Genomic DNA, 21,989 nt, shown 5'->3' on the forward strand with positions numbered 1-21,989 from the left:
CCACAGCGCTTGAGATTATTCTCCGGGCTGAGAACTCGCTTCGGTCTTGGGTATGTCTTGTCTGCGCGTGCCTCCGTATAGTTCATATTCCAGCAGGCGGCAGTCGATCTTCGCGGTAAAAAATTCGATACGCCGCGAGGCTTTCAATCCTATCTTCTTGGCCAAATCCAGGTTGCCCGTAAAAATATAGCCGAGATACCCCTGGCATTTCTTTTTCATGAAATCGCCCACGCGCGAGTAGGTGCCTTCCAATTCAGAGATCTCGCCAAGACGCTCACCGTATTCCGGGTTGAAATAAACCACGCCGGGTTTTTCGGGTAGCGTCGTTTCTTCGAAATCACATTGCTGGAATTGGATCAGCGAATCTACTCCGGCAATCTCGGCGTTCACTTTGGAGATCGTCGCAGCATCCAGGCTAATGTCGGATGCCACAATGGTAAGCCCCGGCACTTCGATGACCTGGTTTTGGATGATCTCCAATTCTTTTTGATACATGTCGTCGTTGTAGCCCAGCACATGCATGAACGCATAGTGGTCGCGATACAAACCCGGGGCGCGTTTCGTAGCCAAAAGCGCTGCTTCTATGGCCACCGTTCCGGAGCCACACATGGGATTGATAAACGGCGACACACGGTCCCACTTGGTGGCCATCACCGTGGCGGCCGCGAGGGCTTCGAGCATGGGCGCTTTGCCCGGAATTTTCCGGTAGCCGTGTTTGGCCAGCGTTTCGCCGGAAGTATCAATAAAGACCTCGGCGCGATCGTCTTTCCAATACAAATGGATCACCGCCCCCGTCAATTCATTCCCCGAGTCCGGCCGCTGCCCGGTTTCACTGCGCATGCGATCGACAATGGCATCTTTCACCTTCACGTTCACAAACATGTTGTTGTTCACGGTGGGGTGGTCCACATTGCTGGTCACAGAAAAATAGCCATCCTTGGCCAGGATCGTCTCCCAAGGGAGGCCATTCAGCACCCGGTATAAAACATCGGGATGATTCACCTTGAATTCTTTCAAGGCGTAGTGCACCTGGCTGGCACAACGCAGGTTTAGGTTGAGCCGGATACAATCCTTCACGGTGCCCTCCAGTTCAACGCCGGTGGAAAACGTGCGCACGGGCACAAAGCCCAGGTCTACCACTTCGCGTTCCAGGTAGGGAGACAATCGTTTGTTGCAAGTGACGATGATGCGGCGGGGTGTGGTGAATATGTTCATGATCGGAGCGCAAACATACCCATACTTTTTCAACTCGCCCAGCCGGGGAAGAATTTGAACTATTCCCTCCCAATCCAGCAAAATGATTCGTATTTTTGCGGCTCAAAATCCTGATCAATCTCCATGATTTTATTCTTCCGTTCGAAGGCCAACACTCTGTACGCGGTTGGTGTGGCGCAGCCTTTGCAAAATTCTGATATTGAGAAACTTACCTGGCTCTTTGGCGAGGCACAGCCGTTGGCCGAAAAGCACCTGGCCGGCTTCTTCGTGGGACCCCGCAAGGAAATGATCACCCCCTGGAGCACCAACGCCGTGGAAATCACCCAAACCATGGGCATCGCCGGCATCCAACGGATCGAAGAGTTCTTCGTCGTGAAAGGCGCCGACGCCAAACACGACCGCATGCTCCAGGTGCTCTACACCACCCTGGACCAGGACCTCTTCACCATCCACCACACCCCCGAGCCCATCCTGGAGATCGACGACATCGGGGCCTACAGCGCCAAGGAAGGCCTGGCCCTGAACAAGCAAGAAATTGAATACCTGGAAAACGTGAGCCGCGAGCTCGGCCGCAAGCTCACCGACAGCGAAGTGTTTGGCTTCTCGCAGGTGAACTCCGAACACTGCCGCCACAAGATCTTCAACGGCACGTTCATCATCGACGGCGAAGAGAAAACGTCCACCCTGTTTCAACTCATCAAGAAGACCTCGAAAGAACATCCCAATTTTCTCGTCTCGGCCTATAAGGACAACGTGGCCTTCATCAAAGGTCCCCGCATCGAACAATTCGCGCCGGCACGCCAGGACATTGCCGATTATTTCAAGATCGAAGACATCGACTCCGTGATCTCGGTGAAGGCCGAAACGCATAACTTCCCCACCACGGTAGAACCCTTCAACGGAGCCGCTACCGGTTCGGGTGGCGAAATCCGTGACCGGCTCGCCGGCGGAAAGGGGTCCCTTCCTCTGGCGGGAACCGCCGTTTATATTACTTCCTATCCCCGCTTGGAAGGCGATCGTCCCTGGGAGAAAAAATTCGAAGCCCGCCCGTGGCTCTATCAAACCCCGGAAGAGATCCTCATCAAAGCGTCGGACGGCGCTTCCGATTTTGGTAACAAATTCGGTCAACCCCTCATTGGCGGAAGCGTGCTGACATTCGAGCATTTTGAAGACGCCAAAAAATTCGGTTTCGACAAAGTGATCATGCTCGCCGGCGGCGTGGGCTACGGCAAAGAGAAGGACAGCAAGAAGGAACACCTCCAGGCCGGCGACAAGATCGTGTTGTTGGGTGGAGACAACTATCGCATCGGCATGGGCGGTGGCGCCGTATCGTCGGTGGCCACGGGCGAATATGGAAACTCCATCGAGTTGAACGCCATTCAACGTTCCAATCCCGAAATGCAAAAGCGCGTGATGAACGCCATCCGCGCCATGGTGGAGTCAGACATCAATCCCATCGTATCCATTCACGATCACGGCGCGGGCGGTCACTTGAACTGTCTGTCTGAATTGCTGGAGGAAACCGGTGGTGCCGTACATTTGGATAAATTGCCCGTGGGCGATCCGACACTTTCCGACAAAGAGATCATCAGCAACGAATCGCAGGAGCGCATGGGCCTGGCCATCAAAGCCAAGGATGCCGAGATGCTCCGCACGGTTTCCGCCCGCGAGCGTGCCCCCTTCTACGAAGTAGGCGAAGCCACCGGTGGCCACGAACTCGTCTTCGACAAAAAAGGACAAGCCGCAACGCCGTTCGATTTGAAAGTGAACCATCTTTTCGGTTCATCCCCCAAAACCATCCTCCGCGACGCAACCCAACCCACCACGTACAGGCCAGTGGTCTATGACGCGTCAAAGATTACCGAATACCTCCATCACGTGCTGCAATTGGAAGCCGTGGCCTGCAAAGATTGGCTGACCAACAAAGTCGACCGCTCGGTTACCGGCAAAGTGGCCACGCAGCAAACTTGCGGCCCCATACAGCTTCCGTTGAACAACGTAGCCGTTATGGCACTCGATTACATCGGAAACAAAGGGGTGGCGACGGGCATCGGCCATGCTCCGGGCGCAGCCCTGATCGACCCGGCAGCGGGTAGTCTCATGGCGATCGCCGAGTCGCTCACCAACCTCGTGTGGGCCCCGCTCACGCACGGCCTGAAGGGCGTTTCCCTCAGCGCCAACTGGATGTGGCCTTCGAAGAACAAAGGCGAAGATGCGCGGTTGTACAGCGCCGTGCAGGCCGTGAGTGATTTCAGCATCGCGCTGGGCATCAACATCCCGACCGGAAAGGATTCGCTTTCCATGACCCAAAAATATCCCAATGGCGACGTCGTGTTTGCCCCGGGCACGGTCATCATCAGTGCTGTCGGAGAAGTAGAAGACATTACCAAGACCGTCTCTCCCGCGCTGCAGCCGGTGAGCGGATCGAAACTGTTATACATCAACCTCTCGCAAGACACTTTCAAACTCGGAGGCAGCAGCCTGGCACAGGTGTTGAACCTGCTGGGCAACGAAACGCCTACCGTGAAAGACGCTGCTTATTTTGCCAAAGGATTTGAAGCCTTGCAGCAACTCATCCGCAAAGGATTGGTGCTGGCCGGCCACGACATCTCCGAAGGCGGTTTGATCACTGCGTTACTGGAAATGTGTTTCGCTGTTCCCAACGTCGGCCTTTCGCTGAATGTCGGCGGACTCGGCAACGACCTGGTGAAGATCCTCTTCAACGAAAATCCGGGGGTTGTCATCCAGGTGAACGACGACGCTGCGGTGACCTCCATCCTAAACCAAGCGGGTATCTCGGCGCTCCTATTGGGCACCGTTTCTTCCGAGCGTAAAGTATCCATCCAGCACCCGACGACCACCCTGTCGCTGGACGTCGACGCCTTGCGCGATACGTGGTTCAAAACTTCGTTCCTGCTCGACAGCCGTCAACGTCCCGTCGCACACGCCACGAAACGTTTTGAGAACTACAAGAAGCATGTCCTGCAATACAAACTTCAACCGAAGTTCGACGGGCAATTCAGCACCTATGGCATTGACCCCACACGCCGGAAGGCCTCCGGTCTCAAAGCGGCGATCATCCGCGAGAAAGGTGTGAACGGCGACCGCGAGATGGCCTATGCGCTTTACCTGGCGGGATTCGATGTGAAAGACGTGCACATGACCGACCTGGTGTCGGGGCGCGAAGATCTTTCGGATGTGAAGATGATCGTGTTCGTGGGAGGCTTCTCCAACTCCGATGTATTGGGTTCCGCGAAGGGCTGGGCTGGGGCTTTCCTGTACAATCCCAAAGCAAAACAGGCGCTGGATAATTTCTATGCACGTCCCGACACGTTGAGCTTAGGGGTGTGCAACGGTTGCCAGCTGATGATGGAGCTCGGCTTGTTGTATCCCGAGTGGAAGGATCATCCTAAAATGCATCACAACGGCTCAGGCAAATTCGAATCGACGTTTATCGCGGTCACGGTTCCCGAAAATAATTCCGTAATGCTCGGCAGCCTGAAGGGTTCCACCCTTGGTGTGTGGCTCGCACACGGCGAGGGACAGTTCCGCTTGCCCGACGATCGCTCAAAATTTAACATTGCCGCGGCCTACACACACACGGAATATCCGGGCAATCCGAACGACTCGGACTTTGCTACAGCGGCCCTTTATTCGAAAGACGGACGGCACCTGGCCATCATGCCGCACATCGAAAGATCGCTTTTCCCGTGGAATTGGGGCTTTTATCCTTCCGAGCGGAAGGCCGACAAAATCTCTCCCTGGATTGAGCCGTTTGTCAACGCCAGAGAGTGGATCAAAAAACATTCCTGATTTCTCAACAAAGGTTCTGGTCATCTGTTGTTCTGGTGTTTGAATAGCCTTATATTCAAATCAGAATAACAGGTGAACCTATGAAGAAGCTATTACCCTCTCTCTCCTTTATCTGCCTGGTTTTTATGGCTAGTTGCCTTGGCTACAAAGAGCTACCGGTGGAGTATGACTACAGCTACAAAGGCAATTTCAAAAAATACAAAACGTTCGACATCATGAAGCCCGCAGGTCCTGCTGATTCGAGCATGACCAACGAAGTGATTGAAAAATCGATCATCCAGCGGATGAAATTTCTCGGCTACCGCCAGAATTCCAATAAGCCTCACCTGATCATTGGTTTTAAAATGTTCGACGACAGCCTGCGTTTCAATGGCTACAATCAGCCCGAAATTGAGGAATGGGTAAAAACACAAAACGAGAACGTAGACTACGATCCCCAGAAATTTGCCATGAACACCGGCACCCTGCTCATTCAGTTCTATGACCGGCGCCAAAACCGCTCCATCTGGCAAGGATATGCCACCACCCAATACGGTTCCATCGATTTCAATAACAGCCGCCACCTGCGCAACGCCGTTATTTCCATCCTGGATAAATACCGGTTCTGGGCCGAAGGATTCATGGAAGGGGCTACCGCCACGGCCGAGGAAAAAGACCTCTAAAATTTTACACTGGGGTTACTATTTCCAAAAAATAATTCTACATTTGCAATCCCAAAATAAGGGTGCCAGTGCTCTTTTTGGCGGTTTTGTCCGATGGTGTAACTGGCAACACGCCTGATTTTGATTCAGGAAAGTCCAGGTTCGAGCCCTGGTCGGACAACGAAAGTAAAATCCCGGTCATTGAGGCCGGGATTTTATTTGTTTGCAAACCGGAGCCTTTTGGAGTTACGGGACCGGGCGCAAGCCGAATGAACGAATAATGGATAATATCCCATGGCGGTAAAGATTTTCAGCGGAAGAGCTACAACCTACCTGGCAGAAAAAATTGCCAATGCGTATGGCGAGCCTTTGGGTGAAGTGAACTATCAGCAGTTCAGCGACGGCGAAATGTCGCCCTTCATCACCGAGTCGGTTCGCGGCCACGAGGTCTTTATCATCCAATCCACCTTCCCCCCTTCCGATCATTTGATGGAACTGTTGCTGATGGTCGACGCCGCTAAGCGTGCCAGCGCCTCCAGCATCAACGTGGTGATCCCCTATTTTGGATACGCCCGCCAGGACCGCAAGGACAAACCCCGGGTGGCCATTGCCGCCAAGCTGATCGCCAACCTCATCTCGGCTGCCGGCGCCAACCGCATCATGGCCTGCGACTTGCACGCCGACCAGATCCAAGGCTTCTTCGACATCCCGGTGGATCACCTGGATGGTTCTTATATTTTCGTGCCCTACCTCAAATCGCTGGGATTGAGCGACATCATGTTTGCTTCACCCGATGTAGGCGGCATCAAACGCGCCCGCAGCTTTGCCAAGTTCTTTGACGCCGAGCTGGCCGTGTGCGACAAATACCGCAAGGAAGCCAACAAGGTCGAGTCCATGCGCCTGATTGGCGAGGTGGAAGGCAAAGACGTGGTCTTGGTAGACGACCTGATCGACACCGCCGGCACCATCTGCAAGGCGGCCGTATTGTTGAAGGACAAAGGTGCCAAGTCGGTACGCGCCGTGTGTACCCACCCCGTGTTGTCGGGAAAGGCCTACGAAAACATCGAGAACTCGGTGCTGGAAGAGCTGGCCGTGAGCGACACGATCCCGCTGAAACAACAGACCAACAAGATCAAAGTGCTTTCGGTGTCCACACTCTACGCAAAGGCCATCCGCAAGATCCACGATAACGAGTCGATCAGTTCACTCTTTATCAAGCTGTAACATTCGAATTTTCAATTATCAAATCAAATAAATAAACACTTATGAAAACCATTGAGATTATAGGGTATCGACGAGCAAATCTCGGTAAGGCTGATGCACAAAAGTTGAGAGACGAAGGTCTTGTTCCCTGCGTATTGTACGGAGGCAACGAGCAAATTCACTTCTACTCTCCCATGATCCTTTTCCGCGACCTCGTGTACACGAACGAAGCACACTTTGTGCACATCAACCTCGAAGGTCTGGAGGCGCAAGCCATTCTGCAGGAAGTGCAGTTCCACCCGGTGAGTGAGATCATCTTGCACGCCGATTTCCTTCGCATCAGCGAGGACAGAAAGATCAAGATGAACATCCCGGCCCGTTTGGTCGGTCAGGCTCCCGGTGTCTCCAAAGGTGGTACGCTGGTACAAAAGAGATCTTCTTTGAAAGTTTATGCTTTCCCGAAAGACATGCCCGATCACATCGACGTAGATGTTACGGCCCTGGATTTCCACCACGCTATTAAAGTGGGCGATATCAAATCTGCAGGCCTGGAGTTCATGGACCCCAAGCAAGCTTCCGTTGCCGTAGTAGAAGTACCCCGCGCTGCTAAAATGGCTGCTGAAGAAGCTGCTGCCGCTCCTGCGGAAGGTGCTGCCGCTGCTGCTCCGGCTGCTGCTGCCGCCGCTCCGGCTGCGAAGAAAGCTGACGCCCCTAAGAAAGAAGAAGGCAAGAAGTAATCGCAATGCCCTTATAAAAATGAAAATCCCCCGGTCAACACCGGGGGATTTTTTGTTTATTGCCGTGACCATAATTTTTTCTTTTAACGTATGAAATACCTCGTTGCCGGATTGGGGAACATCGGTGCGGAATATGAGCTTACCCGCCACAACATCGGTTTCCTGGTGCTGGACCAACTGGCCGATCAACACAAGGTCGAATTTACGTTGCAGCGCCACGCTGAAACCGCCGACTTTCGGTTCAAGGGAAAGTCGATCCACCTGATCAAACCCACCACCTACATGAACCTGAGTGGAAAAGCAGTAGCCTATTGGTTGCAGGAACTGAAGATCCCCAAAGAAAATCTGCTGGTGATCATGGACGACATCGCGCTGCCCTTCGGCAGCCTGCGCCTGCGCCCCAAAGGAAGCTCGGCCGGTCACAACGGGCTGAAGAATATCGAACTGGTGCTGAGCGGCCAAGATTATGCCCGCCTGCGCTTTGGCGTGGGCAATGCGTTTGGCAAGGGACAGCAAGCCGACTATGTGCTCAGCAATTTCTCCAAAGACGAATTCAAACAATTGCCTGATCTGATGATCAAGGCCAACGAAATGGTGCTGTCGTTCTGCACCCAGGGCGTGGAGCGGACGATGAGCCAATACAACGATTGATCAATCAAAAAAAATAGCATCATGAAACATCAGGTACACGTGGCGATCCAGGTCGTCCCCATCGCTCAAATCCCCCACTACCCCATCATCGACAAGGCTATCGAGGTCATTGATGCGTCGGGCGTGAACTATCGCGTAGGGGCCATGGAAACGGTTATGCAAGGCGATTACGATACCATCATGGACGTGGTTCGTCGGGCGCAGGAAGCCTGCTTTGAAGCCGGGGCCGATGAGGTCGTGGTGGCCTTGAAGGTGCATGCACGCAAACGCGGCGACATCACGTGGGAAGAGAAGCTTGAGAAATACGAAGAGGGGCATTTAACCCCTCTCGTGAAATAACTTTAGGCGAGTCAAAAGTAGCCAGTAGCCAGTAGTCAGTAGCCAACCTGACGGAATCGTCTGACTTGGTTAGATGCTCTAACTGACCACCGCGCCGGGCATCACCACCTCGTTGGGTTGGAGCAAGCGCAATTTGCCGTCGCCGTCTTCGGCCATCAGGATCATGCCTTGCGATTCGATGCCCATCATTTTGCGCGGCGCCAGGTTGGCGATGAGGGTTACTTGTTTGCCCACCATTTCTTCGGGCGTGTAGTGCTTGGCGATCCCGCTCAGCACGGTACGCTTGTCCACCCCGGTGTCGACCGTGAGTTTTAGCAGCTTGTCGGACTTCGGCATTTTCTCGGCGGTCAGCACGCGGCCGACACGGATGTCGAGCTTGGCGAAGTCGTCGAAGGTGACCTCGTTCTTTAGCGGTGTCACGGCGTGTTTTGCGGGGTCCATGCTGGCCTTTTTGGCGTGCAGCTTTTCCAGTTGCCGCGCGATGACATCGTCCTCTATTTTTTCAAACAGCAACGACGACACGCCCAATTCATGGCCTTCCGCCAACAGGGTGTCGGAGCCTGCATCGGTCCAGGTGCTGGTCTTCAGGTTCAGCATTTCGTTGATACGCGCCGCACTGAAGGGCAGGAACGGCTCCGCCGCAATGGCGAGGTTCGCCACGATCTGCAGCGCGATGTGCAAAATGGTGCCTACACGTTCTAAGTTACCCTCAGCCTTCACCAGCTTCCAGGGTTCGGTGTCGGCCAGGTATTTGTTTCCCAAACGCGCCAGGTCCATCAGGGCGGCCGTGGCTTCGCGGAAACGGTATTGCTCCAACGCCTCGGCTATGCGGCCAGGTTGCTCGCGCAACGCTGCGATCACCGCCTCGTCGATGGGTTGCAATGCACCTTTTATGGGTACTTGATTGTTGAAATTCTTTTGTGTCAGCACCAATGCGCGGTTCACAAAGTTCCCAAAAATGTTCACGAGCTCGCTGTTGTTGCGCGTCTGGAAATCCTTCCAGGTAAATTCACTGTCCTTTGTTTCCGGCAAGTTCGTCAACAGGCTGTAGCGAAGCACATCCGGCTTGTCCGGAAAATCTTCCAGGTACTCGTGCATTTCGATGGACCATCCGCGGCTGGTCGACATCTTGTCGCCTTCCAGGTTCATGAACTCGTTGGCCGGCACGTTGTCGGGCACGATAAACTCGCCGTGGGCATGCAACATGATGGGGAAGATGATGCAGTGGAACACGATGTTGTCCTTGCCGATAAAGTGTACCAGCTTGGTTTCGTCGTCTTGCCAATATTTTTTCCAATCGTCGGCCTTTACGGTTCCGAATTTGCGTTGGGGTTGCGCGTAGACCAATTTGCCCGAGCTCATCTCCTCGAAGAATGCGCGGGTGGCCGAGATGTAGCCGATGGGAGCATCAAACCAAACGTAGAGCACCTTTCCTTCAGCGTCCGGCAGGGGCACCTTGATCCCCCAATCCAGATCGCGCGTCATGGCGCGGGGTTGGAGGCCGGCGTCGATCCAGGACTTGCACTGGCCGTAGACGTTGGTCTTCCAATCGTCGGCGTGGCCTTTCAGGATCCACTCCTTTAGCCAGCCTTCGTATTGTTCGAGGGGAAGGTACCAGTGTTTGGTCTCGCGCAGCACCGGTGTGTTGCCCGTGATGGTAGACCGCGGGTTGATGAGGTCGCGCGGGCTGAGCGATGACCCGCACTTCTCGCACTGGTCGCCGTAGGCATTGGGGTTGCCGCATTTGGGGCACGTGCCAATGATGTAGCGGTCGGCGAGGAAGAGCTTGGCTTCATCGTCGTAGTATTGTTCGGACACCTCTTCGTTGAGCAGTCCTTTGTTGTACAGTGCGAGGAAGATCTCCTGCGACGTCTGGTGGTGCAGGGCTTCGCTGGTCCGGTGATAGATATCGAAGGCGATGCCGAGCTTTTGGAAGCAGTCGCGCATCTGGACGTGATATTTGTCGATGATGGCCCGGGGTGTGGTGTTCTCTTTTACGGCCTGGTTGGGAATGGCGGTGCCGTGCTCGTCGCTTCCGCAAACGAAAACGACGTCCGTTCCCAACGACCGGAGATAACGGACATAGACATCCGCCGGGATGTAGGCTCCGGCGAGGTGGCCGATGTGTTTGGGGCCGTTGGCATACGGTAAAGCCGCGGTAACGGTGGTGCGTTTAAATGCTTTCATAAAACTGAATATGCTGCTCCTGGCAGCCTGCAAAGATGATAAGAGAAATGGACCAAAAAAAATTCCGTTTGTCAGGCCATATGCGGGATGGCGCGATCCCAGGCCGAGGAAGGAACGGGCGGGAAGATGACATAAAACTCCGTGTACCCCTCCGGGGTAGTGAGCAACCCAACCTTGCCCCCGATCTTTTCGGTGGCCGTCTTGGTGATATACAGCCCGATGCCGCCGGTCTCCGAACGCTCGGAGGCCCGTGAGAACATCTGGAACAATTTGCCCGGGCTGGATTCGCTGATGCCGATGCCGTTGTCGATCACCCGCGCCCGCACCGAGCCGTTCTCCCCTTTCCCGATGTGGATGTGGATGAACGACTGGATGCGCTCCGAATCATTATAGAACTTGATGGCGTTGTCGATGAGGTTCTCCAGCACGATCCGCACCAGTTCCTTGTCCGACTCGATCTGCAGGTCGGGATCGATGAAGGTGTTGATCTGCAACTCCTGGGGCAAGCCCTTTTTCTTTTCCAGCATCAGCACGTCGTTCACGATGACATTGAAGTCGATCTTCTCGGTGGTGATCTTGGAGTTGTTGATCTGGTTGATGATGACCAGGCGTGTGAGGATAGAGTTGAGGCGCTCGGCGGTGGCGTCGAGCTTCTTCAGGTAGTCGAGCGCCACGGGATCTTTCACGTCCATCAGGGCCACGTTGCACATGCCCTTGAGGCTCGCCAGCGGGCCGCGGATGTCGTGCGAGGTCTTGTAGATGAAGTTGTCCAGCTCGTCGTTTACTTGCTTCAGCGACTGGTTTACGCGGGCCAGGTCGAGCGTCTTCTTGTCGACCTCGTTGTCCAGTTGCCGGTTCTTGATCTCGAGCTCGGCATTTTGTTTTTGGATGACCTCTTTGGCTTCCGACAATTTAGCGTTTACACGCTTAATATTCCGGTTACCAAATTGGAGCACGAGGATGAGCAACCCCGCCAGCACGGCAATGACTACCACGGCCGCATTGAGGTCCCGTTGCTGTTTGATGGCCTCCTCTTTGGAAGCGATGGTGGCAATGTTCTCGCGCTCGGCAAAATTGGTTTGGATCTTGGCGATACTTTTCACCAGCTCTTCGCTGACAAGGCTGTCTTTGAGGTGGATGTAGCGCGTCTGATATTTTGAGGCCTGCTCAAAGTTTTCGGTTTTGGTGTAGAGGTGCGAGAACTGCAGGTAGATGTTCATCAGCAGTTCATTGTATCCTAATTCGGTGATGATGCCTTCCGCCTCTGTCAGCAACTTTTCGGCGGTGGCGTTATCGTTCAGGTCGGCGGCGATCTCCGCCATCACGGTCAGGTTTTCGCCCTGGTACAACTTGTCGCCCACGCGCCGGGCAATGGCCAGGGAGATGTTGAGGTGCTTGTCGGCTTCGGGCAGGTTTCGAAGCCAGAAGTAGGAAATGCCCAGACCGTATTCACCCGAGATGCGAATGATGTCGGAGCATTTGCCATCGCAGGTGACGAACGCTTGCTCCACGCTTTCGCGGGCTTCGATGTAGCGGTGCAACTTCCCGTAGCACAGACCCATGTTGATGTAGAGGGCGTCCAGGTCATAGGTGATCCCATTCTCTTTTTTCAACGCCAGACACTCCTCGTAGTACTTCAGTGCCGCCTCGTAGTTCCTCAATTTGAAATACACCAGGCCGATGTTGTTTAGTGTGATGCTGATCTCGGCCTTGTTGCCTTCTTCTTGTCGCACGACGAGCGATTGGAAGTGATACTCTAAAGCTTTGTCGTAGTCTGCTTGAAAGGTATGTACTATCGCCAGGGCGTTCAGTATTTTTTTGTAGTCCTCGCGGAGGTTGTTGCGGCGGGCGATGGGGAGCACTTCGGTGAGGATGTCGATCGACTCCTGCAGTCTGTCGAGTCTTCTTAGCATCTGGCCCTTCATGCGGGCCATGCGCACCAGGCGCGTGCTGTCGCCCAACTTGGTAGCCATTTGATACGCTTCGTCGGCATATCGCAAACACATCTGGTTGTCGATGTCGAAGAGTTCATCGGCGAGCTGTGCCTTTATCTTCAGTATCCGCTGTTCGTCGGGAGCGGTTTGCAGCTCGCTTAGAAGAGAATCTACCACTCGTCTATCTTGGGCCTGCGCGACAAATATGAAAGCACTTCCAAAGAATATTATGAGCGTGAGTTTTACTTCATTGAAAAAGTTATAATACACGAGTGCTGTCCAAAATTTTATTGCGTGAAATAGATCTTTTCTGTATGCCAACTTTGAGTCATCAATTTAGCGCTAAAAACTTATTTAGAAAAAAAAACTTTAACACCCCTAGCCATGAAAAAGCTCATATACATCATAATGCTTTGCATCGTTTCTGCAGGACTGTTCACAGCATGTGCCAAAGAGGAGGTCAAACCCACCAAAGACATCACCGTGGGAGGTGGCCTGTTCTCTGACCCGAAGTGATATAGGAGCCGGCTGGATCGTTATTCGTTCGGCATGATTGTCAACAAGTTGGTTGACAAAACCAAAAATTTTAACCAATCCTTTAACAACATTTATCTAACCATTAAAAACTTAAAACCATGAAAAAGATTATCTACACCCTGCTTTTCGCCTTCGTTACTTCTATGGCCATCACCTCTTGCACAGAAGAAGAAGTGAAGCCCAAACAAGAATCTGGCGGACTTCCTTCCGATCCCAAACAAGCATAATAGCCCTTTCGAATCCTATAGCACAGAAGAACCCTTAACCACTAAAAATCATGAAATCAAAAGTTATAATCCTGATCGCTGGAGCCGCTGTTGTAACACTCTCTTTTACGTTTGTTACTACCAACCGCACCGCTAAAGCCGTATCAACCACGAACAATTCGACCAAAGTGTCTCACAATGAGCCTACTGGCGGGTTGGTTTCGGAAGACAAATTCTAGTCTCCGAAAAGTGACAGGCACCTTCGCTCCCACGGTGGGGGTGCCTGTTGTTTTATAACCCGGGCCCTAAACGACACCTCCACGAAGCGTTCAGCATAGCTGAACTCTCGCGACGGAAATAGCCCTGCGAGGTGTCCCTTTACCCAGGGATATTTTTCAAATCCCTGTTTTAAGGCCAAAAACGAAATGAAAGGTCAAAACGAAAACCTTCATTTCCTTGGTAACCCCGGGATTTAGTTCAAGTTGGTCGTTAACCTTATCTGAGTAGCAATGGGACTGTTTCACCCGAAACCCCCACCCCACTCACCCCCCCAGCACCCCTGGGGTTGTCTTTTAACCGGTTAATGGTGGGTTGGACCCGTTAAAACGACAAAAGATTTTCCCTGCCACTGATCTTTCAATGGCTTAGCAGTGTAATGCGTTTCACATAAAGTAATACTTTAAGGTCGTATTTTGATAAAATCCCTGAAAACCTTACATCACAAAATGTTTAATCTTTCGGCTTCTTTCTTAAACGCCTGGCGGGGTTTGAGCTGTAATTGTTGGAACATTTCCTGGTCTTTTATATAGCCGGGATTGGGGGTGGTCAACAGTTTATCGCCGGCAAAAATGCTGTTGGCGCCGGCCAGAAAGCAGAGGGCCTGCTCTTCGAGATTCATACGGACCCGGCCAGCGGACAGACGCACCATGGCCTTGGGCATAATGATGCGGGCTGTGGCGATCATCCGCAGCATTTCCCACACCGATACTTTGGGTTGATCTTCTAACGGGGTGCCTTCCACGGGCACCAATGCGTTTACCGGCACCGACTCAGGATGCTCGGGCAGCGTGGCCAGCACGTGCAACATGCCGATGCGGTCCTCTTCCAACTCACCCATGCCGATGATGCCGCCGGAACAGACCGAGATCTTGGCCTTCCTCACGCTTTCCAGCGTGTCGAGGCGGTCGTCGTAGGTGCGGGTGGTAATGATATCGCTGTAGAACTCTTCGCTGGTGTCGAGGTTGTGGTTGTAGGCATACAGACCGGCGTCTTTGAGCTTTTGGGCTTGTTCGGGACTGAGCATGCCCAGGGTGCAGCACACTTCCATGCCCATCGTGCTCACGCCTTTCACCATTTCAAGCACTCTGTCGAAGTCGCGGTTGTCGCGTACCTCGCGCCAGGCGGCGCCCATGCAGAACCGGGTGCTACCCGCTTCTTTAGCCTCCACGGCCTTTTGGAGCACTTCGCTCACCTCCATCAATTTCTCCACTTTCACTTGGGTGTGGTAGCGTGCCGCCTGCGGACAATAAGCACAGTCTTCGGGGCAGCCGCCGGTTTTCACCGAAAGCAAGGTGCAGACCTGCACTTCGCCCGCATCGTGATATTGGCGGTGCACAGTGGCTGCTTCATAAATAAGACTCAGTACAGGTTTGTTGTAAATATCGGCGATCTCTTCCCGCGTCCAGTTATTGCGAATCGTTGTCATGTTTTATCGAGGTCTGTTCTGGTTAATGATTTGTTGATGTTCTGCTTTTATTGAATTCTCATTTCAAAGGGCATGCGCGCTTGCGTGCCCTGGTATGACTTGATGTGAAGCCATTGCTGGTACAAATAGTATTGCGCACCCAACTGTTCTTTGAGGGCACCGGTCTCGGCGTCGTCCTCATACTGGGCGATCATTTGTTCCAGGAAAGAGGGTTTGTATTGGGGGTAGAAGCGCACCTTGTAGTCGTCGGAGACGTGGGCAGCAGCAGCGGCGATCTTCACGGCGTCTTGAAAGTTTCCGATGATATCGACCAGGCCGCGTTCCTTTGCCTGCGTGCCGGTCCATACGCGGCCGGAGGCTACCTTCTTGATGTTTTCCACCGACATCTTTCTTCCCTCGGCGGCCTTGGTCGTGAAGGTCTCATACACTTCTTCCGTGCGCTTTTGCCAGATGCTTTTCTCCGTTTCCGTCAGCGGGCGGTCGATGGTGATCAGTTGCCCGATTTCACCGGTCTTGAGTTCTTCGGAGGTGATGCCGAGCTTGTTGTTGAGCAGTCCACTGGCGTCATACAACACGCTGAATACACCTATGGATCCCGTTATCGTATGGGGTTGCGCGACGATGGTGTCGCATCCCATGGCCATGTAGTAGCCTCCCGAAGCGGCATAGTCGGACATGGAAGCGATGACGGGTTTCACCTTGGTGGTGAGTGTGATCTCGCGCCACATGGCATCGGACGCCAGCGAGCTGCCGCCGGGGGAGTTGATCCGCAGCACCACGGCTTTGATCTTGTCGTTCTCGCGGGCTTTGCGCATCTCCTCGTTGAACGACTCGGAGCCGATCATATCTTGTCCGGGGTTTGCCTTGCCGGGAAGGATCGTACCCTCAGCGACGATGACGGCGATCTCGTTCTTGGATTCGCTATAGGTGGAGAACGTCTTTTTGTATTTGCTGTATTTGATAAAGGAGATCTTGTCTTTGCTGCCCAGTCCGAGGCGCTGCCGGATGGTGTGTTGCACCTGGTCGTCGTAGGCCAGCGAATCGATGAGCTTGTATTCTACGGCTTGTTGTGCATTGCGCACCAACATTTTATCGGAGATCTCCTTCAGGTTGGCTTTGGGAATGCTGCGCGATTCGGACACGCGGGTGACCACTTGGTCGTAGATGGAGTTGATCATCTCGGTGAGCTGCAAACGATTGGCGTCACTCATTTTTTCCAGGATGAAAGGCTCCACGGCACTTTTGAATTCGCCGACGCGGAATACTTCGGGCTTCACCTCCAGCTTGTCGAAGAGCCGTTTGAAAAACGTGATGTCCACGGCGAGGCCGTTGAACTCTACGTCGCCTTCGGGATGGAGATAGATCTTGTCAGCGGCAGAGGCCAGGTAGTAGGCCGACTCGGACAGTCCTTCGCTAAACACGATCACCCATTTTCCACCTTTTCTGAAATCCAGCAAGGCCTCACGAATTTCTTCGATCTCGGTATAGCCGGCCATGGGTTGGGTGATGGTGATGTAGATGCCTTTGATCTTCTCGTCGTCTTTAGCGTGTTCGATGGCCTGCCGGAGTTGGGCCAGTCCCATCGGACGCGGCGCGGATCCGCCCAGGAACGGGATTCCTGAAAACGGTTCTTCTTTTTCTGTTTCCACGATGGGAGCATCCATGTCCAGCTTCAATACGGAGTTGTCGCCAAATTCCAACGGCGTTTCGTCGACAGACGATAGCGCGGATATAAAAACGATCAGCAGCACAACAAAAAGTATCATCGCCACAAGGGCTCCCAGACACGACGATACAAAGCTCTTAAAGAAAGTCATACGGAACGATTTAAGTTTTCAAAAGTACATAATACTGCTTCGAATAAAAAAGTATGTTTACAAGCATGAACAATGCTGTTTTCCTTTTGTTGGGCACCAACCTGGGCAACCTGGGTGACAACCTGGCGGCCGCGATTCACCACATCGGGGAGCGTGTGGGAAAGATCGTGCGCGTGTCGTCGCACTATCGCACCGCGGCCTGGGGGAAGACCGATCAGCCGGAGTTCTGCAACCAGGTGATCGAAGTGGAAACGTTTTCCAGCCCGGAAGAAGTATTGACCCAGGTGTTGGCCATCGAGACGTTGCTGGGCCGCGAGCGCAAGGAGAAATGGGGTGAGCGGCTGATCGATATTGACATCTTATACTATGGCGATCGTGCCGTCCATTCTCCGGGACTGATCATCCCCCATCCGCAGCTGCAGAATCGCCGGTTCACGCTCGTTCCGCTTTGCGAAATTGCGCCGGATTTTGTTCACCCTGTGTTGCATAAAACAAACAGCGAACTGTTGGAACAATGTCCGGATCAGCTCGCTGTTCATAAAGTTGAAGAATGATAGATTTTAAATTGTTCTGACTTCGCTCAAAGGCTCATCACCTCCACTTCGGGAGCAATTTTCTTTACCAGTCCCTGCAGCACTTTGCCGGGGCCGCATTCGATAAATGTTTTTGCACCATCCTTCACCATATTTTGTACCGATTGCGTCCAACGCACCGGGCTGGTGAGTTGCGCGATGAGGTTTTGCTTGATGACGTTTACATCGGTGGACGGAAGGGCATTCACGTTTTGGTATACCGGGCAAATGGGTTTGCCGAAGGGAGTGCTTTCTATAGCAGCAGCCAACTCGGCGCGGGCGGGTTCCATGAGCGGCGAGTGAAACGCACCGCCTACCTGCAGGGGCAATGCCCGTTTGGCACCGGCGGCCTTCAATTTTTCGCAGGCGATGTTGATGCCATTGATCGTTCCCGAAATAACGAGCTGACCGGGGCAATTGTAGTTGGCCGCCACCACGATCTCGTCGATGGATGCGCAGATGTCTTCCACAATTTTATCGTCCAGGCCGATGATGGCGGCCATGGTAGAAGGGTTTATTTCACAGGCATGCTGCATGGCCAGGGCCCGTTTGGAGACCAGCTTTACGCCGTCGGCAAACGAAAGGGTTTTGTTAGCCACCAAGGCGGAGAACTCGCCCAACGAATGGCCCGCCACCATGTCGGGAGCGAACGTATCGTTCACCAACGCAACGGCCACAGAGTGCAGGAAGATGGCGGGTTGTGTCACCTTGGTTTGCTTTTGCTCATCGGCGGTGCCGTTGAACATGACCTCGGTGAGTTTGAACCCCAGGATGTCGTTGGCTTCGTCGAAGAGCGCTTTCGCTTTTGGGCTGGCGTCATACAGGTCCTTGCCCATCCCGGTGAACTGGGCGCCTTGCCCGGGAAATACATATGCTTTCATGGTGGTCTACGTCTGATTACGGGGGCAAAAGTAGCAAAAAGTTGAAATGTTCAGTTTCCTACGCTGGTTCGCGCCAAGCACCTGCCCTTTTTACCAGGCCGCAAACCGTTTTTTCAACTCCGGTGTGGGGATCATGCAAGCATCCTTTTTTCCAAAGATCTTATAGCGGGAACGGGCCACCTGGTCATAGAGTGCGTCGCGAAGAAACCGCGGAATGATTCTGAATATGCGCAGCCACGACCACGCACCGTCCATCCGGCCCACGATGTGTAGCACGGCGTCGCTCTTCTGGAAGAGGTTTCCGTTTTCAATAACGATCATGCTGTGAAGCGCGTCGGGATCCAGGCCGTTTCGAACCAACTGATCTCTTCCAAGTTCTGATTGCAGGGAGGCAAACACAATCTTCCCGGTTTTGTCCCGCTTGATAATGAACAACACGGCGCCGTTGCACAGGTTGCAAATGCCATCGAAAAGTACGAGGAAACCGGGGAGCGTGCCTACCGGATCAGGTGCACCCATCCCTTGAAGTTTTGCACTTGGTCGCCGGGATCGACGGTGATAAATTTCACCTTGGCCACGAAGTAATACACGCCCGTGGAAAGTTCGCTGCCGCTGTTATCCCGTCCATTCCAGTCGATATAGATCGATCCTTTCTGATCGCCGACGGTGGTATCGTAGTGATATACTTCTTCTCCCCAGCGGTTGAACACTTTGAATTCCACCTGCTCCACAAAGCGGGCGCATTTCAACATGATCTCGATGGGGATCGGGCAATTGCCTTCCTCGCCGCATTCGTATCCGCGGAGGCTGTAGGCACTGAACAGCTCATTGTATTTGTCGCCATTCGGGGTGAACACGTTGGGCAATTCGTAGTGCGGGCAGTTGTCGATACACATCTCCTCACTCAGCTCCCCTTCGTTACCGGATCGATCGACGGCGGCAATCTTATAACATCGGGCGAACGATCGCAGATTGGCGTCGGTGTAGGTGGTGTCGGTAGTGTTGGCCAGCAGGGCGTATTCTCCACCTTTTTTATTTGTGTAATAGATGTTGTACGAACGCACGTCGTTGCGACAGGACGCATCTTTGGCGCGGTTCCAGTACAGCACGTTGGCGTAGGTGTCTCGGTCGCAGAATTTTGTAAAGTAGTCGTCGCAGTCTTTAAAGTCGGCGGTGCTGCGGATGGGCGGCTCCAGTTTACAAGGCGGTATGGTGTCGCCGGGTTGGGCGCACATGATCTGCGAGAAGTTGTTTAGCGGCTGGGGGATCTTCGGGTTGCCATAGCCACCGCGGGTCATGATGCGATAACAGTAGGTGGTGTTATCGTCCAGGGCGGTTCCATTCCACTGTCCTTCGTCCAGGTAGATAAAACCAGAGCTGCTCACGTCAACGCTGTCGATGAGCACGAGGTCGGCTTCGGTAGCCCCCTCCGGTCCTCGATAGATCAGGTGTTTGTTGGGTACGGATTGTATTTGATTCGACCAGGGCACAAACGCGCTCCAGTTCAACTCGATCTTTTTCACTTGCGACTTGGCATCGAGGCGCACGGAAGAAGCCGTTGCCGAGTTGCCCACGAAGGCACCCGTGGCATCATAGCAGGCGATGCTGTAGTTATAGACGTTTTCTTCTGAGTTGACACCTTGATCCAGGAAAGTAGTATCCGCAAAGTTTGCCGTCGGCGTTATTTTCGTTGAATCCTGACCACGGGCAAAACCTACGGCGCGCCAAATGTCGTAATGGAAGGGCTGTACGAATTGAACCTTGGGTTCAAGCGGTTTTTTCCAGCTCACACGGATCTGGCCCGCGGTGATGTCTGTTTTTTCCACGGACACGTGCGTAATGGTGGGTACGTCGGATGGAACAGGGCCCACGCAAATATCTTTGGAAACATAGCTCTCCCCACCCTTTGGCAATGGGAACACCGCCACCAGGCGGTAGCAGTATTTGGCACCGGGCGCTAACCCATTTCCTTTGTTTGAATCGGTATATTTGGTGACGGGATTGCCGGCCTCATCTTTTATACCCACCACGTCGATGAGTTCATAACCCAGGTAGGCGGGCATGCCGGTCTGGCAGTTGTCGGGTTCAAAGGGCGAGCCGTCAACCTTTCTCCAGATCTGCATGGACGTCGCGTTTTGACAGAAGTAAGGATCCCATTGCAAGCTGGTCCTCCGGTCGACAAGGCTGGCGCCAACCCATTCTGGTGCCGGTCCTACTACTTTAATGAGCCATGTTTTGAAGGTCACCAGACGCGGTCCGTTCTTGGGCTTGTCGGTTATTTTGAAGACCACCTGATAGGGTTGATCTTTCACGTGCAAGCATTGTGTTTGCCAATCGAATTTCGTTTCGGCTGGGGGATCGGAAGGAACAAAATCGTTCACGCCAGGGACCGGCGCATAGGTGGCCGGTGATTGCGCTGCCGGATAGTTAAAAATTTCAGAGAAGGCTTCAATCTTGACGGGGTCCTTGTCGGGATCAGTGCCAAAGATGGTGGCCTTTAGTTCCGTGCCGGCGACCACGCAGGTGTCATTGGGTACAATCATGTCGGGACGCTGATTCTTACAGTCGTCGACCAAGATCTGCATGTCGCGTCGCACGTAGCCCATTTGGTACCATTGTCCATTCCGCTTCCTCCATTCGATGATGTGGAAGGCGATGTTGTATTCGCCGATCGCGCCGGGTGCATCCCAGATGATGGTACCATCAAACTTCGTGGGATCGAAGGAAAATGTTGGCGGGCCGGTACCGGCCTCGTTAGCGTGACCGAAGTCTGTATAGAATTTCGAATTGTTGGGATCCTTGTAGTTGATAACCTGCGTGTTCCGGTCGCTGTAAGGGACCTGCATGGAATACGACAGACTGTCGCCGTCCGGATCGTAGGCGCCGGGGTTGTGCGTCCAGGTTACACCGGGGCAGGCATGGTCGATGGGTGGTACCAACAATATGGGGGTGTTATTACAGCCCAGGAAGGGATCGATGTTGACGACGGTTTCGAGGTAGAATGTGGTGTTCACGGAGGCATCCATGTTCAACACGCCTTCGTTCCGGTTGGGCTCGCGATAGCTGATGGTATATTGACCAATGCCGGAGTAAGTGTGCCGGATGGTATAGGACGCGGTGGCCACGCTGCCATCCGAATCCAGGTCCAGCCGAATGGTGTTTGGCGTTTCAGGCACCAGGGTGGTGTTGCCGTCGCCAAAGTTGAGGACGTCCTGATCGCCACCAAAAAGGACGGTGGTGTTCTTGGTGTTGGTGTATACCCTTACGGTGATGATAAAGGTTAAGCTGTTACAGTTTTCGCGAACGGCCGTGATTTCGCCAGCGCGAAGGTGGGTGGCGTGGCTTTTCACAAGGCATACCATCATCAGTATCGCCGAGATGGCGCCAACCCTGCAAAATTTTCTTACTAAAGCGGTAAAGTTCATGCCTGTGTCAAACGATCTTTTGGGTAATCAAAACACTACGGAGTCGATCAGGGTTACAATATATGACGTTGTTCTTGATCTATAAAATTAACATATAAGGTAACGCTTAAGCTCCTGAATTAGTCC

The 21,989-nt window shown here is 53.4% G+C and carries 17 protein-coding genes and 1 tRNA gene; 10 read left to right on the plus strand and 8 right to left on the minus strand.

Going from position 1 to position 21,989, the window contains the following annotated elements; translation table 11 throughout:
• Positions 1-15: 15 nt before the first annotated feature.
• Complete coding sequence (locus D4L85_RS29750; protein WP_119758999.1) at positions 16-1,215, minus strand: THUMP domain-containing class I SAM-dependent RNA methyltransferase; 1,200 nt, start codon at positions 1,213-1,215, stop codon at positions 16-18.
• Positions 1,216-1,338: 123 nt separating this feature from the next.
• Between D4L85_RS29750 and purL the strand changes: the two genes are divergently transcribed.
• The 7 genes from purL to D4L85_RS29785 all read left to right on the plus strand — a co-directional run bounded on the left by purL (position 1,339) and on the right by D4L85_RS29785 (position 8,599).
• On the plus strand, positions 1,339-5,028 hold the full coding sequence (gene purL, locus D4L85_RS29755; RefSeq protein ID WP_119757769.1) for a phosphoribosylformylglycinamidine synthase: 3,690 nt from the start codon (positions 1,339-1,341) through the stop codon (positions 5,026-5,028).
• A gap of 80 nt (positions 5,029-5,108) precedes the next feature.
• Positions 5,109-5,690, plus strand: coding sequence for a DUF4136 domain-containing protein (locus tag D4L85_RS29760; RefSeq protein WP_119757770.1), 582 nt, complete (start codon positions 5,109-5,111; stop codon positions 5,688-5,690).
• An 87-nt stretch (positions 5,691-5,777) separates the two neighbouring features.
• A tRNA-Gln gene (locus D4L85_RS29765) sits at positions 5,778-5,850 on the plus strand.
• Positions 5,851-5,963: 113 nt separating this feature from the next.
• Positions 5,964-6,893 (plus strand): ribose-phosphate pyrophosphokinase, encoded by a 930-nt coding sequence (locus D4L85_RS29770; protein WP_119757771.1) that lies wholly within the window; start codon positions 5,964-5,966, stop codon positions 6,891-6,893.
• Positions 6,894-6,934: 41 nt separating this feature from the next.
• Positions 6,935-7,609 carry a 50S ribosomal protein L25/general stress protein Ctc gene (locus D4L85_RS29775; protein ID WP_119757772.1) on the plus strand — a complete coding sequence of 225 codons (675 nt, stop codon included), beginning with the start codon at positions 6,935-6,937 and terminating at the stop codon, positions 7,607-7,609.
• Between the two features lie 90 nt (positions 7,610-7,699).
• Positions 7,700-8,260: an aminoacyl-tRNA hydrolase gene (gene pth / locus D4L85_RS29780; protein WP_119757773.1), complete on the plus strand. Its 561-nt coding sequence runs from the start codon at positions 7,700-7,702 to the stop codon at positions 8,258-8,260.
• A 21-nt stretch (positions 8,261-8,281) separates the two neighbouring features.
• Positions 8,282-8,599, plus strand: a complete 318-nt coding sequence (locus D4L85_RS29785; protein WP_119757774.1) for a thiamine-binding protein — start codon at positions 8,282-8,284, stop codon at positions 8,597-8,599.
• Between the two features lie 78 nt (positions 8,600-8,677).
• Here the strand turns inward: D4L85_RS29785 and metG are convergent, their stop codons facing one another.
• Together metG and D4L85_RS29795 are read right to left on the minus strand one after the other, a co-directional pair.
• Complete coding sequence (metG, locus tag D4L85_RS29790) at positions 8,678-10,786, minus strand: methionine--tRNA ligase (protein WP_119757775.1); 2,109 nt, start codon at positions 10,784-10,786, stop codon at positions 8,678-8,680.
• A gap of 71 nt (positions 10,787-10,857) precedes the next feature.
• Positions 10,858-12,897, minus strand: a complete 2,040-nt coding sequence (locus D4L85_RS29795; RefSeq protein ID WP_160144090.1) for a tetratricopeptide repeat-containing sensor histidine kinase — start codon at positions 12,895-12,897, stop codon at positions 10,858-10,860.
• Between the two features lie 207 nt (positions 12,898-13,104).
• On the opposite strand from D4L85_RS29795, the gene D4L85_RS35000 reads away from it, so the two are divergent.
• Together D4L85_RS35000 and D4L85_RS35005 are read left to right on the plus strand one after the other, a co-directional pair.
• Entirely contained in the window at positions 13,105-13,236 is a 132-nt protein-coding gene (locus D4L85_RS35000) for a hypothetical protein (RefSeq protein ID WP_257791771.1), read from the plus strand.
• A gap of 119 nt (positions 13,237-13,355) precedes the next feature.
• Entirely contained in the window at positions 13,356-13,484 is a 129-nt protein-coding gene (locus D4L85_RS35005; RefSeq protein WP_257791772.1) for a hypothetical protein, read from the plus strand.
• 697 nt (positions 13,485-14,181) lie between these two features.
• Here D4L85_RS35005 and bioB read toward each other — a convergent pair.
• Together bioB and sppA are read right to left on the minus strand one after the other, a co-directional pair.
• Positions 14,182-15,168 (minus strand): biotin synthase BioB, encoded by a 987-nt coding sequence (gene bioB, locus D4L85_RS29800; RefSeq protein ID WP_119757777.1) that lies wholly within the window; start codon positions 15,166-15,168, stop codon positions 14,182-14,184.
• Positions 15,169-15,215: 47 nt separating this feature from the next.
• Positions 15,216-16,985 carry a signal peptide peptidase SppA gene (sppA, locus tag D4L85_RS29805; protein WP_119757778.1) on the minus strand — a complete coding sequence of 590 codons (1,770 nt, stop codon included), beginning with the start codon at positions 16,983-16,985 and terminating at the stop codon, positions 15,216-15,218.
• A 65-nt stretch (positions 16,986-17,050) separates the two neighbouring features.
• On the opposite strand from sppA, the gene folK reads away from it, so the two are divergent.
• Positions 17,051-17,539 (plus strand): 2-amino-4-hydroxy-6-hydroxymethyldihydropteridine diphosphokinase, encoded by a 489-nt coding sequence (folK, locus tag D4L85_RS29810; RefSeq protein WP_119759000.1) that lies wholly within the window; start codon positions 17,051-17,053, stop codon positions 17,537-17,539.
• 26 nt (positions 17,540-17,565) lie between these two features.
• Here the strand turns inward: folK and fabD are convergent, their stop codons facing one another.
• From fabD to D4L85_RS29825, 3 genes are all read right to left on the minus strand, one after another.
• Complete coding sequence (gene fabD / locus D4L85_RS29815; protein ID WP_119757779.1) at positions 17,566-18,438, minus strand: ACP S-malonyltransferase; 873 nt, start codon at positions 18,436-18,438, stop codon at positions 17,566-17,568.
• A gap of 90 nt (positions 18,439-18,528) precedes the next feature.
• A complete protein-coding gene (locus tag D4L85_RS29820) occupies positions 18,529-18,957 on the minus strand; it encodes a thiol-disulfide oxidoreductase DCC family protein (RefSeq protein WP_119757780.1) in 429 nt (142 codons plus the stop codon).
• A complete protein-coding gene (locus D4L85_RS29825; RefSeq protein ID WP_119757781.1) occupies positions 18,936-21,863 on the minus strand; it encodes a T9SS type B sorting domain-containing protein in 2,928 nt (975 codons plus the stop codon). The genes D4L85_RS29820 and D4L85_RS29825 overlap by 22 nt, the downstream gene beginning before the upstream one ends.
• Positions 21,864-21,989 lie beyond the last annotated feature (126 nt).

Source organism: Chryseolinea soli, from assembly GCF_003589925.1.
Lineage (GTDB): Bacteria > Bacteroidota > Bacteroidia > Cytophagales > Cyclobacteriaceae > Chryseolinea > Chryseolinea soli.